Source organism: Leptospira harrisiae, from assembly GCF_002811945.1.
In the GTDB taxonomy this organism is placed as follows: Bacteria; Spirochaetota; Leptospiria; order Leptospirales; family Leptospiraceae; genus Leptospira_A; species Leptospira_A harrisiae.
On the sequence record NZ_NPDX01000001.1, the window covers coordinates 1948582 to 1962016 of the forward strand.

The following is a 13435-nucleotide window of genomic DNA, read 5'->3' on the forward strand; positions in this document are numbered from 1 at the left end:
ATTAAATATTATAGATTCCAACTTTATAGGAATTTAAATTATTTTCGTCCAGAAACCAATGTATTGTTTCCAACAAACCTTTTCTTAAACCTTCAATTCCCGCATATTCCGGTTTCCAATTGAGAAGTTCTTTCGCTTTCTCATTCGATGCCCACAGCCTCTCTACTTCACTTTTTTCTGGCCGAAGACGCTGGTCTTCTGATTCAATTTCAACTTCAACCTTCATCAATTCAGCGATGGTCTTTACTGTATCACCGACTGAAATTTCATAATTACTGCCTAAATTAATTACCTGTCCAATACCTTTATCTGATTTTAGGGCCGCTAAAAATCCAGATACCGTATCTTTTACAAAATTAAAATCTCTAGTAGGATGAATCGCACCTAACTTTATTTTATGATTTCCTTTTGCAATTTGTGTAATAATCGTAGGAATGACTGCGCGAGCAGATTGCCTAGGGCCGTAGGTATTGAACGGACGAATGGTTGCAACAGGAGTATCAAATGAATTATAAAATGACATTGCAATTTGATCTGCGCCAATTTTGCTCGCTGAGTAAGGAGATTGGCCTTGTAATGGATGATCTTCGGTAATGGGGACAAAACGTGCTGTCCCATAAACTTCCGAAGTGGATGTATGGATCACTTTTTTAATTCCTAAATCTTTTGCTGCTTGTACGACATTCAAAGTGCCTTTAATATTTGTGTCTACATAGGTATCTGGCGAATGATATGAATATGGAATTGCAATAAGAGCAGCCAAATGTAACACTGCATCGCAGTCTTTCATGGCCGTTCTCACTCCGTATGGATCACGAATGTCTCCAGAAAAAACTTCAAATTTTCCTTTTACATCACTTGCGCAGGAATCCAACCAACCCCATGAGTTAAAAGAATTGTAAAGAACAAAGGCTTTTGTTTCATAACCAGCTCTTACAAGTGCTTCGGTTAAATGAGAACCGATAAAACCATCGGCCCCAGTGATAAGAATTTTTTTCATGAATTGATCCTATTTACTTTCCAAGGTTCTGACAACAACACTCGTCCTGACCAACCAGGAATATAAGAAGAACTCACCAGATTCATCCCTTCTTGATGAATTTGAAAATGAATTCCCTTTCCTGGATTATAAATACCGTGTGGATGCATTTGCGGAACATGCATTGTAACCTGAGCAATGTAACTACCTACAGGCAAGAAGATTCCGGGAATTGTAACACTTGCGGAATACACTCCAGGTTCGTGTTGGTCTCGGAAATCTTCATTGCGATCACCAATGCAACTAAACAAAACAGTCTCCCCATCTTTTAAAATCCTTAAATCAACAACTAAATTTGAAATCCGCCCGGTAACTTTATAGGTTATATTAAATTGAAAAGGTTTATCAAAGGGCTGAAAATTTTCTTTGTCTAAGGTAACAATTCCAAAAGTTAATATTTGATGATTGATGTCTTTTTCAATTGGAAAAGTGATGTTTGATTCTCTAGTCGCATTTTGCATCATTTCTGATTTTAGATCTTCTAGATACAAAGAAATAGCAGAGGAAGTATCGCCGTCAAATTTGACTCTACCATCATCTAACAAAATAGAACGAGTACAAAGTGTACTAATTGCGTCCATACTATGACTCACAAATATAACAAGACGACCCTGGTCTTTACTGACACTATCCATCTTACCTAAACATTTTTTCTGAAAAACGGCATCTCCAACAGCAAGCACTTCATCAACAACCATGATATCTGGTTCCAAATGAGCCGCGACAGCAAATGCCAAACGAACATACATTCCACTAGAATAACGTTTCACTGGTGTATCAATAAACTCTTCAACACCAGAAAAATCTACGATTTCATCAAATTTCCTTAAAATCTCATCCTTTCGCATTCCTAGAATGGCACCGTTTAGAAATACATTTTCTCTACCTGTCAATTCAGGATGGAAACCTGTACCAACTTCAAGTAAACTAGCAATTCGACCGTTGATCCGAATTCGTCCTTCACTTGGACTTGTGATTCTAGATAATATCTTTAAGAGTGTCGATTTACCTGCACCATTGCGTCCGATGATTCCGACTCGTTCTCCTTTTTGAAATTCCAGATTAATATCAGAGAGAGCATGAAAATTATTTCCAACCAGACGATCGTTTTTTTGACCAACCTTTGCATTTGGATCATCGTATCCTCTCCACCTTGCCCATGCCGACTGTATATCCTGAAAGAGAGTGCCATGATTTATAGACCCAAGTTGGTAAGTTTTACTTAAACCTTCAACTGAAATAGCAAACTGGCTCATATCGTATCCATAAAATTCTTTTCGACTTTATTGAAAGTTATCATTCCTAGAAATAAAAATAGGAATGTAACCAACCAGCCTGTACCCCAGTGGTACCACTGGATGGATAAAACACCGAATAAAGAATATCGAAACACTTCAATATTGGAACTAATTGGATTCAACATATACAAATCCAAATATTTTATCGGAACCATTGATACGGGATAAATTACCGGAGACGCATACATCATTAGCGAAATTCCAAAACTCAATGCAAAAACTAAATCTCGATATTTTGTTGTGTAAGAGGACAAAAAAATTCCAAATCCAAGGGCAAATAAACCGACCTGTAAAAAAACGAGTGGAATAAGAACAAAAAAGTTAAAAATAGAATTCCAACTTAGATAAGTATATCCACCTAACGCGAAATAAAAGACTCCGAGTAGTGCCACTTGTAAAAAGAGTTTTAAGTAAGTAATCAATACGGTTGAAATGGGAACGATCATTCTTGGAAAAAATACTTTCCCAAATAAACCAGAATTATTTAAGAAAGTATTTGAAGTTTTATTCAGCGCTTCGGAAAAAAAACTCCACAAAGTAGACGCAGACAAATAAAATAAAAATGGGTGAATCCCATCTGTTGAAATATTAGCAATATTGCTAAAAATTACAGTCATTGTTAAAGAAGTAAAAATAGGTTGAATGATATACCAGAGTGGCCCAAGAATTGTCTGCTTATAAAAAGCAACGAAATCCCTTTTTACCAAAAGCCATAAAAGATCTCGGTATTCATATATACCGACTATATCGATTTTATACCACTTCGATTCGTTTGTTATTTCTATTTCTTTCATCAATCGCTTTATATTACCCTTGAAACCAAAGGCTCTCCATTAAAAAAACGAACCACCTCTTCTGCTGCTTCTCTTTCCATATCTGCCCTACAATCATTAGAACATGAACCCATGTGTTGTGTTAAAATAACATTTTCAAATTCTTTCAAAGCACCAAAATATGGCTCTTCATCAAAAACATCTAACGAAGCTCCAGCTAATCGCTTTGATTTTAAAACTTGGTATAAATCCCCTTCATTAACAATTCCTCCCCTAGCTGTGTTAATTAAAAATGCAGAAGATTTCATTCGGTTTAGGACCTCTAATTGAAACATATTCTTTGTACTTTCTAAAAGAGGAACATGGATTGTAAGAATATCTGAACTTTGAACAAGATCGGAAAGCTCTACTTGTTTAAAGGTTACCTTGCCCCAGTTTTTGCCAAGTTTGGAATTTAGCTTATATAATTCATCAGCCAATTTTTGTAATTCTTCAATATCTTTGCTTTTATCAACTAAATCGCAAACAAGGATTTCCTTGGGAAGAAATCCAATTAAATGAGAAGCGACACGTTTCCCGATTCGACCAAATCCCAAAATACCAATACTAGAGCCACCAAGGCGATTTCCATAAGGCCTTGTCCATAAGCCTCTTCGAATTTCACGATCGGCAAAAGAAACTTGCCTCATTAAATCGACCATCAGGCCAATTGTTAGTTCAGAAACAGCTGGTGATACTGCGTCCGGAGTGTATGCCACTGATATAGATTTTTTCCTGCATAAATCCAAGGGAACACTATCGAGCCCAACACCAACACGAGAAATCAATTGTAATTTGGAAGTTTTTTCTACAAGAGGTGTTAGGTCTTCTGTGCCAGCAATGAGAGCATCAAAGTTTTCAGCATTTTCTAAAACCTCACTTGGTTTCATTTTTCTTTCCAAAGGATTGATCACTACATGATGCCCATTAGAAAGTAGGTGCTCAATTGCTTGTTTATCGGAACGACAAAAGGGATACGTAGAGACAAAAACATTAGCCACTTGATACTTATCCTCTATGTTGCTTTACGAAATCTTCATAAGCACGTTTGATTCCTTCTTTGAGTTCAACCTCATGTTTCCAGCCCATCCGATGTAGTTTAGAAACATCTAACAATTTTCTAGGTGTGCCATCAGGTTTCGTTAAATCAAAGTTTAATTTTCCAGCATAACCAATCACTTCTTGGATTGTTTCTGCCAATTCACGAATGCTCACTTCGATTCCAGATCCAATATTTACATGTTCCCCACCTTTTGGATCACTCGAAACATCATAATTTTCCATCAAAAACAAACAGGCTCTTGCCATGTCCTCTGAGTACAAAAATTCACGAAGAGGTTTTCCTGTTCCCCAGATAACAACTTCGGGAGAATTCTGAACTTTTGCTTCATGTATTCTTCTAATGAGTGCAGGCAAAACATGAGAATTTTCAGGATGATAATTGTCACCAGGTCCATACAGATTGGTTGGCATTACTGAGATGAAGTTTGTGCCATATTGACGGTTATAACTTTGGCACATTACAATTCCTGCAATTTTTGCCACCGAATACGGCTCATTTGTAGGTTCCAACTTACCGTCGAGTAACTGACCTTCATCCATTGGTTGTTTAGCAAACTTAGGATAAATACAAGAGGAACCAAGAAAACACATCTTTTTGGCTCCAAATCGATATGCTGCATCAATTATGTTATTTTGAATTTGCAAATTTGAGAATATAAATTCTGCCGGATAGGTATTGTTAGCATGAATTCCACCGACTTTAGCAGCAGCTAAAAAAACATACTCCGGTTTTTCTGCTTCAAAATAATCTATGACTGCATCTTGGTTTGTTAGGTCAAGTTCGGCATGTGACTTTCCGATTACATTCGTAAATCCAGCCTCTTTCAAAACTTTAACTAAAGCAGAACCAACTAATCCTTTATGGCCTGCAATGTAGATTTTTGCATCTTTCTTCAAGTGAATACTCCATTTAAATTTTTAATTATATAAAACTTAATAAATTCCATTGGTAGCATGAGAATAACCTAACTTTTCTATTTCTGCTTTTAAGGCTTCATATTCTCTTTTCTTTATTTCATAAAAATGTAACGTAAGTTTTGCTTTTTCTTCGATTCCACTTGGAGTAAGTAAATATGTGTAGGCCATCTTGTTTTTATTGTTTCTAAAATTATTCATTTTAATAAGGCCTTTATCAAGAAATGCTTTCAGAATATAATTAACCTTACCCAAGCTAAGTCCCAACACATCAGAGGCATCTCTCTGCGAAAGATGAGGATTCTCAGCTAACAATTGCAATAATTTTAAATGATAATCGCTGTATTGTGACTCGTCTTTCATTGATTTCATTCCCTAAGCTATAATTGATCCTAAAGAATTTAGGACCAGTGAATGGAATTTTAGCGAACTACAGGCATAGCTTCGCCCCCTGAGTCCCATATTTTAACAAAATGTGTTCAGCTTTTGAACAAGGTCAAGTAAAAATGTTCATTCTATGAACGGGAATCATCGGATTTCTGCGAAAATCCGGTAGATGGCTTTGAGCCACAAAATAGAACCGCATACTTCTATATTTTAGATTTAATGGATGTTTTTTGTCCAGAATCCGAATGTCGATTCGTAAACAAACAGGGATAGTTTTGATACAGAGACGAATTTTCTCATTCGAGTGTGAAAGTAAATATCATTAAAAAGACAAAGTGTTACCAAACGGGAACTGAACAAAAATTACAAACCTGGACCAAGAAAAAACAAAACCAAATGCTACGGAATTTAAAAAAGGAACAATTTTATTTGTTCTGCAAGGCCCAACCAACCAATTTGTTTGAAAGCAACTTTATGATCCGTATAAACCAACAGAATCAGTTTCCAAAACCATCCAGATTCCAATTGACTTTTATTGATTTGCTCACGATACCTATCTGAATGAAACCCAAAAAACGCACCCTTGTATATGATTTCCTAATCAAATTAGTGAGTTTGGCAAAAGGCACAGTTTTCCATTCCATAGAAGAAAACTTTTCAGGCGCAGAAGAACATTTAGAATCACCTTATCCCACAGCGTTATTATGCAATCATGTTTCTGAAGCCGACGTTGTTTCACTTTCCATGGTTTATCCAAGACTAAAACCCAAAATCAAAATGATCATTCCGGCAAGGGAGGATATCTTACAACCTGGGTTTTTACAAAAAGAATTTCGTTCGAAGGGAATCTTAAAATGGATTTTTCAATTCATAGATGCAATCCAAATCATCCCCATTTTGTTACGGTATATTGGAGCTGCTCCCATCAAACGTCCGTTCCGTGACAATGCGCGGGCACTGATAAAGTCTGGGGAACTTCGAGACAAAGTTGACAGTGAATGGACAGACCTAGTGGCTCATATCAAAAAGGGAAGAAACCTTTTTATGTTTCCAGAAGGAACCTATAGTCATGATGGTTTTTTAAATCAAGTCAAACGCGGCGCATACTACATCAAATCTAAAATTGATAAACTTCATTTTAACAGTTTCACACTTACCTATGACCACCTTTCTTATCAAAAAACTAAATTGTATATAAAATACGGAAAACCATTTGAAATCCAGAAAGATCTATCTGCAGACCAAGTTGTGAAACTAGTCGCAGAAAAACTCGGAAAAAACTATACAGTGACAATAGGAAACCTAACGTCATTCATCCTTCTGAAATTCGGCAAAGAAACCAATATCAAAAAACACCAGTTGTTAGAACTAATTCTAAAACTTAAAAAACAAATAGAAGATAAATTCCCTGAAATCACAATTGCATCCGAACTAAAAAAGGAAACAATTCAGAACCAACTGGAATCAATTTTTACAAAATTAAAAACATTTAAATTTATTGACTGGGAAGAAGAAACTATCCACACAAGAGAAATTCTTTATCATATTCCCAAATCGATTCACAATTTAAAAAAATCAAATATCGTAATGTATCACAGAAACCAACTCACTGCCCACCTAAACCATATCGAAGATCTGTGGAATGGGATTTTTACGAACCAAGGAGTCACAAATGAAATCACTTAAACCAATTCGAATCGTATTGTTATTTAGTTTCCTTTTTGTAGGTTGTGGAACCATCTCACGCGGCTGTGCGAAGTATTTTGGATATGATGAAGTCTGTGTAGATGGAGTAAAATACATTCAGTTTACTTCTGGAGCGAGTGTAAAATACAACCCAAATGGAACCATTGCCACTTGCCGTTAAACTAAAAATCTAAGTTTTGTGTTTGGTTCTATTTTTGGTCACTTCCCAAAGTAAAATAGAACCGGCGCAGGCTACATTCAGTGAATTGACAACCCCACTCATTGGTATACTCACAATCAAATCACAAAGGGATTGTAAATGAACACTCATCCCTTTGGCTTCATTTCCTAAAATTAAAAACACAGGGCTATTTAAATTGGCTTTTTCCAATGGTTCGGTTCCAAGAGAATCGGAACCAATGACTTGAAGAATTCCTCCAGTTCGATTTTTCTCTTTTTCTAAAAACTTTTCCAACGAAACAACGGATTCTAAAAATACCAACTTGGTATAAAAGATACTACCAAGACTTGCTCTGATGACTTTGGGATCATATACATCAATCGAGTGTCCTAAAACAAAAACAACATCCACAGAGAATGCATCGGCAGAGCGAAGGATTGATCCAAAATTTCCCAAGTCACTTGGCCGATCAAATAGAAGATAAAAAGGATGATTGACCACGGTTAAGTTTTGGAGATTAGTGCTACGAATTTTGGCTGTGACAATGAGCTCTGATGGATTTTCTTTTTCAGAAAGTTCTGAATAAAGATCGGCTGTGACCGCAAATTGTTTCGCCTTCGGGTAATTTTCTAAAACAGAATCTGCCCACTGGGACAATTTCACTCCTTCCCTAAATAGAATTCGAGTGATTTCCCAATGAGCACCAATTAGTTGTTTGATGCACTCGGTTCCCTCAACAAAAACTTCTTTCTCTTGGCTCCTTTTGGAACGATTGGTCCTAAGAGCCAAAAGAATTTGAAATTCTGCATTCCTAACAGAAATTTTGAGAGGCCTACCATTTTGCATAAAACCTAAATGGTTACGGCAAGCCTTGTTCCTTGGTCAATCGCACGTTTGGCGTCAAGCTCCGATGCTAAATCGGCTCCACCAATCAAGTGAACAGAAATCTTTGCATTTTGTAAAGGTTCAAGTAAAGAACGATTGGAATCCTGTCCCGCACAAACAACAACAGTATCACAAGGAATCTTTTTTGTTTCCCCTTTTACCTCGATGACAACTCCATCGGGTTCAATAGATTTATAAGTTACCCCAGAAATTTGTGTTACCTTTCTATCTTCTAAAGATGTTTTATGAATCCAACCAGTAGTTTTACCAAGTGTGGCTCCAAATTTGCTATTGGAACGTTTTAACATCGTAACTTCTCGACCAGAATGAGGTGTGTCTTTTGTGCTCAAACCACCATCCTTTGTGATGTTTTGATTGATTCCCCATTCTTTTAGATAGTTTTCCCGAGAAAATTCATGCCCTGCATCAGTTAACATCAAACTTACATCAAATCCAATTCCACCTGCCCCCATGACAACAGCACGTTTTCCAACAGGTTTTCCCTTAAGAACCACATCCACATAACTAAGAACATTTGGTCCATGAATGCCTGGAATTTCCGGTATTCTTGGAGTGACTCCAGTTGCAAGCACAACTTCATCAAACCCTTGTTTAATGAGATCATCAGCAGAAACAAATGTATTTAACTTTAAATTAACACCATGTTTTTTCACCATTTCACCAAAATAACGAATGGTTTCTTTAAACTCTTCTTTTCCAGGGATCCGACGAGCAATGTTTAATTGTCCACCTAGTTCTCCGTGAGCATCAAACAAAGTAACAGAATGTCCTCTTTCGGCAAGCGCTGTTGAACAAGCCATCCCACCGGGACCTGCTCCCACCACTGCTACCTTTTTTGGTTTGGATGTTTTTTCAATGATTAGTTCTGTTTCATGGCAAGCTCTTGGGTTCACCAAACAACTGCATATTTTTCCCTGAAAGATATGATCAAGACATGCCTGGTTACAAGCAATACAAGTATTGATTTCCGCAGCTTTTCCCGCAGCTGCTTTGTTTACAAAAAAAGAATCCGCAAGGAAAGGCCGCGCCATAGAAACCAAATCAGCATCTCCAGCTGCAAGAACAGACTCAGCAATGTCAGGAGTATTAATTCGGTTCGATGTCACAAGAGGAATGTTTACATGCCCTTTGACCTTTGCTGTGACCCAAGTGAATGCTGCTCTTGGAACCATCATAGCAATCGTTGGAATTCTTGCTTCGTGCCAACCAATCCCTGTGTTAATGATAGTGGCCCCAGCCTTTTCAATTTCTTTTGCAAGAATCAATACTTCATCAATATTTCCGCCATCTTCTACAAGATCCAACATAGACAAACGATAGATGATAATAAAATCAGCTCCCACTCGTTTGCGTACTGCCTTAATGATTTCTATTGGAAATTTAATTCGGTTTTCAAAACTTCCACCCCAGGCATCGGTTCTGTTGTTTGTACGTTTGGCAATGAACTGGTTAATGAGATAACCTTCACTACCCATAATTTCGACTCCATCATAACCTGCTAACTTCGCGAGTTCCGAACAACGTGCAAAGTCCTCAATGGTCTGATAAATTTCCTCTTCTGTTAGAGGATGAGGTTTGAACATATTGATTGGAGCTCTAAGGTTGGAAGCACCTACAATTTTGTCATGGTATCCATAACGACCGGTATGAAGGATTTGCATGGCAATTTTTCCACCTTCTTTGTGCACTGCTTCGGTCACCACACGATGGTGTTTGGCTTCTTCTTCTGTGTCCATCACACCGCCACCACGGGATACACGTCCTGCTTCGTTGGGAGCAATTCCTCCTGTGACGATCAGGGCCACTCCACCCTTCGCACGTTCACCGTAAAATGCGGCCATCCGTTCATATCCATTCGGCGCTTCCTCAAGACCGGTGTGCATGGAACCCATAATGGTTCTATTTCGTAATGTGGTGAATCCAAGAGACAAGGGGGACAAAAGATTGGGATAAGATGTCATAAGCTACAAAAATAGAAAATGAGAGATTTTGGCAAGATTTACTTGCAATTCAATTAAGAACAGGTATAACAATCACCTGTGGAAATTGTGACTGAGAATAAAAATACAAAAAGTGCCATTCTTTTTGTAGATGATGAATCTATAATATTAATGAGTATGAAATCACAAGTGAAACAACATTTTGGTGAACAATTTAAATACCTAACTGCCGACAGTGCAATAGAAGCTTGGGATTTGCTTCAAGAATTAGAAGAAGAAGGAAAGTCTGTTTCTGTAATCATTACTGATTGGTCCATGCCAGGAATGAATGGAGATGAATTTTTAAGAAAAGTACATAAATCCTATCCCAATATAGAAAAAGTTATCATTACTGGATTTGCTGATCAAAAATCTGTTGATAATTTAAATTCGGAAATTGGACCCATTGCTTGTTTGAAAAAACCTTGGGATGAAGAAGAACTCATCTCCACAATCTCACAAGCCATTCATGACTGACTTTGTTTTGGAAGATAAATATTAAATATTGTTTCGCCGGGAACAGATGAAAGATCGATTCGTCCTCCATGCCTGTTGACAATTTTATTGACTATATCAAGCCCAAGTCCACTCCCTTCTCCCGGTGCTTTGGTAGTAAAAAATGGTTCAAAAATTTTTCCTTGGATCTCCTTTGGAATACCCGGACCCGAATCCTTTAAGGAAACCAAAATATCTTCTCCATGATCTTTGACTGAGATCTCCAAATTTCCAACAAAAGACATAGCTTGTAGTGAGTTATAAATTAAATTTGTCCAAACATGCAATAAATCATCAGGATAACACTCGATTGGTGCCACTGACTCATAATCTTTTTTTAAGTTGATCCCACGTTTTAATTGATTTTGGTAAATCGTAAGAACAGTTTCTATCGTTTCAGGGATGGATGCTTTATTTTTTTTACCATTCACATCAAACCTAGAAAAATTCTTAAGGGCATACATAATTTTAGAAATTCTGTCAACAGCCAATTGGATGGAACGAGTGTTCCTTCGGAATTGGATTTCTAATGATAAATAATCTATAAAAACTTTGATATAATGAGATTTGAATAAAGGCAAATAACTTGGATCAATTTCACCAATACCTAATTCCACCCAAACTTCGGCAAATTCTTCTGCACAACCTAAATCAAATCCATAAGCCAAAAACACTTCTTTGTTTTTCTTTTTTCTTAGTCGTTCTTCTTTCCCAGTATAAAATTCGATTGGTTGGTCTAAGTTTGCTAAGATTGTTTTAACTATTTTTTGCTCCGGTATCGGTACAGAAAGTATAGCTTCACGAAATAGTTGTGAAGCCAATCCATACCGTTTTTGCCAATCCAACATATTCTGGTTCGAAGCTTTGACAGCTCCAATGGGATTATTGATTTCGTGAGCTATCCCTGCAATTAATTGGCCGAGGGCTGCTAACTTTTCTGATTGGATCAATTGGTCCTGTGTCCGTTTTAGATTTTCAAGGGCCAATTCCAACTCTAACTTCTGTTTTTCGATCAGTTTGTTTTTATCTCTTATCTCAGAATTGATAAGGCGTAATTCTTCTACTTCTTTCAACGGACTTAAATCAAAAATACTATAAGCTATTGAGTTTGTTTCTTTATATGAAAAACGTTTTACCGAAACTAATGCAGGAAATAAATCTCCATTACTTTTTTTGCATATAATTTCTAAAGGGTCTGATTTGTTGGTGGAAATTGTATTTCGAATTTTTCTAAGTGATTCAGTTGTTAAAAGGTTTCGCACCTTCAAATAGGGAACTTCCGCTAGGTCAAACCCAAACAAACGTTGAAATGCAGAATTAGAATCTTTTACATTCAATCCATTTTCATCAAAAATCAAAAATGCTTCTGTTGAAAATTGATAAAACGTTTCAAACCTTTCATCCGATTTACGAAGGGCTTCTTCACTGAGTTTAATCTCCGTAATATCTAAAACTGTTCCTTGTAAAATGGTAGCTTTACCTTCTTTATTTCGAGTTAGTTTGCCTATCGCTTCAATCCAATGAATTTTTCCATCAGGATGATTGATTCGGTTCCGGATTCGGTATGCAGAACGATTTTGGTCTTCCATTAAGAGTGTTGTTTCTTTTGATAATAACTCTAAGTCATCCTTGAATGTAAGTTCTAAAAATTTTTCAACAGTTACGTCAAAGTTTTCACCAGGAAATCCATAAATACTGTAGGTTTGCGGAGACCAATAAATCGTCCTTGCCTCAATATCCCAACTCCAGATTCCCATTTTTGCTGCATCAAGAGCCATCACCAACCGAGATTCCGATTCCTTAAGAGCAATGTTTGCTTCCTTTTGTTTGGTTCTGTTAATCATTGCACCAAACATTCGATAGGCTTCTCCTTCTCGATTATAAAGGAAAATACCATTATCTTCAATGTAAATATAAACGCCAGATTTGACTCGGTATCTGTATTCTATTGTAAATTTTTGACGGTTCGTCAACGAATCCTCAAATGCTTGGAGAGTCTCTTCTCGATCATCCGGATGGATCGCATCTGCCCATTCTTCATAACCTACTTTTTGGTATTCTTCTGTTGAATAACCAGTGATTTCTTGAATCGCGCCTCCCCAATGATTTTCTCCTGTTTTGATATCCAAATCATAAACCATACTTAACGAAAGTTCGGTGATAGTTCGATATTTGATTTCATTGTATTCTAAAGCTTTTTGTTTTAGAACATTTTCTGTGATGTCTGTAATGAGAAATACTAGGAAAGTAAGTTCCCCATTTTTATCGAAAACGGGAGAACCATTGATCGAAAGATATTTTTTGTTTCCAAAAGTATCCTCAATTGAATGTCGAATGTCTGTGACTGGTTTTTTAGTATTTAAAAGAATGGTGAAAGGTTGGTCTTCTTCTCGCCAAGGTCCACCATCCAAAGAAGAATTTTTCCATTCGGGGGCATCATAGGTTCTGGCTAAAATATCATTGAGTTTGATTCCAAGAACAGACTCGGATGCAGGGTTTGCATACCGAATCTGTCCCAATGGATTGAGTACCATCATCGCTGTGGAACTGACATTCATTATGGTTGTCAAAAGTTCAGCTTCGACAAACTTTTCATCAGCAGAAAGACTACGTTCTACCGGTTTCCCTATTTCCTTTGCGTCTCCCTTTCCAATCGTAGAATCCACTTCCCAATA

General features: G+C 37.0%; 12 protein-coding genes. 3 read left to right on the forward strand and 9 right to left on the reverse strand.

All coding sequences use genetic code 11. From position 1 onward, the window contains the following. Position 1: 1 nt before the first annotated feature. Genes CH364_RS09145 through CH364_RS09170 form a run of 6 tightly spaced genes read right to left on the reverse strand, consistent with a single transcriptional unit; the run spans position 2 to position 5489 of the window. Complete coding sequence (locus tag CH364_RS09145) at positions 2-1000, reverse strand: NAD-dependent 4,6-dehydratase LegB (protein ID WP_100743198.1); 999 nt, start codon at positions 998-1000, stop codon at positions 2-4. After that, the gene (locus CH364_RS09150; protein ID WP_100743199.1) at positions 997-2295 is read right to left on the reverse strand and encodes an ABC transporter ATP-binding protein; all 1299 of its coding nucleotides are present in this window, start codon (positions 2293-2295) and stop codon (positions 997-999) included. Before CH364_RS09150 ends, CH364_RS09145 begins: the two co-directional genes overlap by 4 nt. Then, the gene (locus CH364_RS09155) at positions 2292-3131 is read right to left on the reverse strand and encodes an ABC transporter permease (RefSeq protein WP_100743200.1); all 840 of its coding nucleotides are present in this window, start codon (positions 3129-3131) and stop codon (positions 2292-2294) included. Before CH364_RS09155 ends, CH364_RS09150 begins: the two co-directional genes overlap by 4 nt. Before the next feature lie 8 nt (positions 3132-3139). After that, complete coding sequence (locus CH364_RS09160; protein ID WP_100743201.1) at positions 3140-4150, reverse strand: phosphoglycerate dehydrogenase; 1011 nt, start codon at positions 4148-4150, stop codon at positions 3140-3142. Positions 4151-4157: 7 nt separating this feature from the next. Then, positions 4158-5108, reverse strand: a complete 951-nt coding sequence (locus tag CH364_RS09165; RefSeq protein WP_100743202.1) for a GDP-L-fucose synthase family protein — start codon at positions 5106-5108, stop codon at positions 4158-4160. 36 nt (positions 5109-5144) lie between these two features. Next, on the reverse strand, positions 5145-5489 hold the full coding sequence (locus CH364_RS09170; RefSeq protein ID WP_100743203.1) for a MarR family EPS-associated transcriptional regulator: 345 nt from the start codon (positions 5487-5489) through the stop codon (positions 5145-5147). 585 nt (positions 5490-6074) lie between these two features. Here CH364_RS09170 and CH364_RS09180 point away from each other — a divergent pair. Both CH364_RS09180 and CH364_RS09185 read left to right on the forward strand, forming a co-directional pair. Further along, positions 6075-7199: a lysophospholipid acyltransferase family protein gene (locus tag CH364_RS09180; protein WP_100743205.1), complete on the forward strand. Its 1125-nt coding sequence runs from the start codon at positions 6075-6077 to the stop codon at positions 7197-7199. Then, a complete protein-coding gene (locus tag CH364_RS09185) occupies positions 7186-7380 on the forward strand; it encodes a hypothetical protein (RefSeq protein ID WP_100743206.1) in 195 nt (64 codons plus the stop codon). The genes CH364_RS09180 and CH364_RS09185 overlap by 14 nt, the downstream gene beginning before the upstream one ends. 9 nt (positions 7381-7389) lie before the next feature. On the opposite strand, the gene CH364_RS09190 is transcribed toward CH364_RS09185, so the two are convergent. After that, positions 7390-8226, reverse strand: coding sequence for a TrmH family RNA methyltransferase (locus tag CH364_RS09190; protein ID WP_100743207.1), 837 nt, complete (start codon positions 8224-8226; stop codon positions 7390-7392). A 5-nt stretch (positions 8227-8231) separates the two neighbouring features. Continuing rightward, positions 8232-10247 (reverse strand): NADPH-dependent 2,4-dienoyl-CoA reductase, encoded by a 2016-nt coding sequence (locus CH364_RS09195; RefSeq protein ID WP_100743208.1) that lies wholly within the window; start codon positions 10245-10247, stop codon positions 8232-8234. 78 nt (positions 10248-10325) lie between these two features. On the opposite strand from CH364_RS09195, the gene CH364_RS09200 reads away from it, so the two are divergent. After that, positions 10326-10742, forward strand: coding sequence for a response regulator (locus CH364_RS09200; protein WP_100743209.1), 417 nt, complete (start codon positions 10326-10328; stop codon positions 10740-10742). On the opposite strand, the gene CH364_RS09205 is transcribed toward CH364_RS09200, so the two are convergent. Next, a complete protein-coding gene (locus CH364_RS09205; RefSeq protein ID WP_207762221.1) occupies positions 10733-13426 on the reverse strand; it encodes a PAS domain S-box protein in 2694 nt (897 codons plus the stop codon). The two genes, CH364_RS09200 and CH364_RS09205, sit on opposite strands and share 10 nt — an antisense overlap. Between the last annotated feature and the right edge of the window lie 9 nt (positions 13427-13435).

Bases quoted from the DNA above. Each gene is read 5' to 3' on its own strand.
- CH364_RS09190 (WP_100743207.1), bottom strand. From the start codon at position 8,226: ATGCAAAATGGTAGGCCTCTCAAAATTTCTGTTAGGAATGCAGAATTT.
- CH364_RS09170 (WP_100743203.1), bottom strand. From the start codon at position 5,489: ATGAAAGACGAGTCACAATACAGCGATTATCATTTAAAATTATTGCAA.
- CH364_RS09155 (WP_100743200.1), bottom strand. From the start codon at position 3,131: ATGAAAGAAATAGAAATAACAAACGAATCGAAGTGGTATAAAATCGAT.
- CH364_RS09195 (WP_100743208.1), bottom strand. From the start codon at position 10,247: ATGACATCTTATCCCAATCTTTTGTCCCCCTTGTCTCTTGGATTCACC.
- CH364_RS09150 (WP_100743199.1), bottom strand. From the start codon at position 2,295: ATGAGCCAGTTTGCTATTTCAGTTGAAGGTTTAAGTAAAACTTACCAA.
- CH364_RS09185 (WP_100743206.1), top strand. From the start codon at position 7,186: ATGAAATCACTTAAACCAATTCGAATCGTATTGTTATTTAGTTTCCTT.
- CH364_RS09145 (WP_100743198.1), bottom strand. From the start codon at position 1,000: ATGAAAAAAATTCTTATCACTGGGGCCGATGGTTTTATCGGTTCTCAT.
- CH364_RS09180 (WP_100743205.1), top strand. From the start codon at position 6,075: ATGAAACCCAAAAAACGCACCCTTGTATATGATTTCCTAATCAAATTA.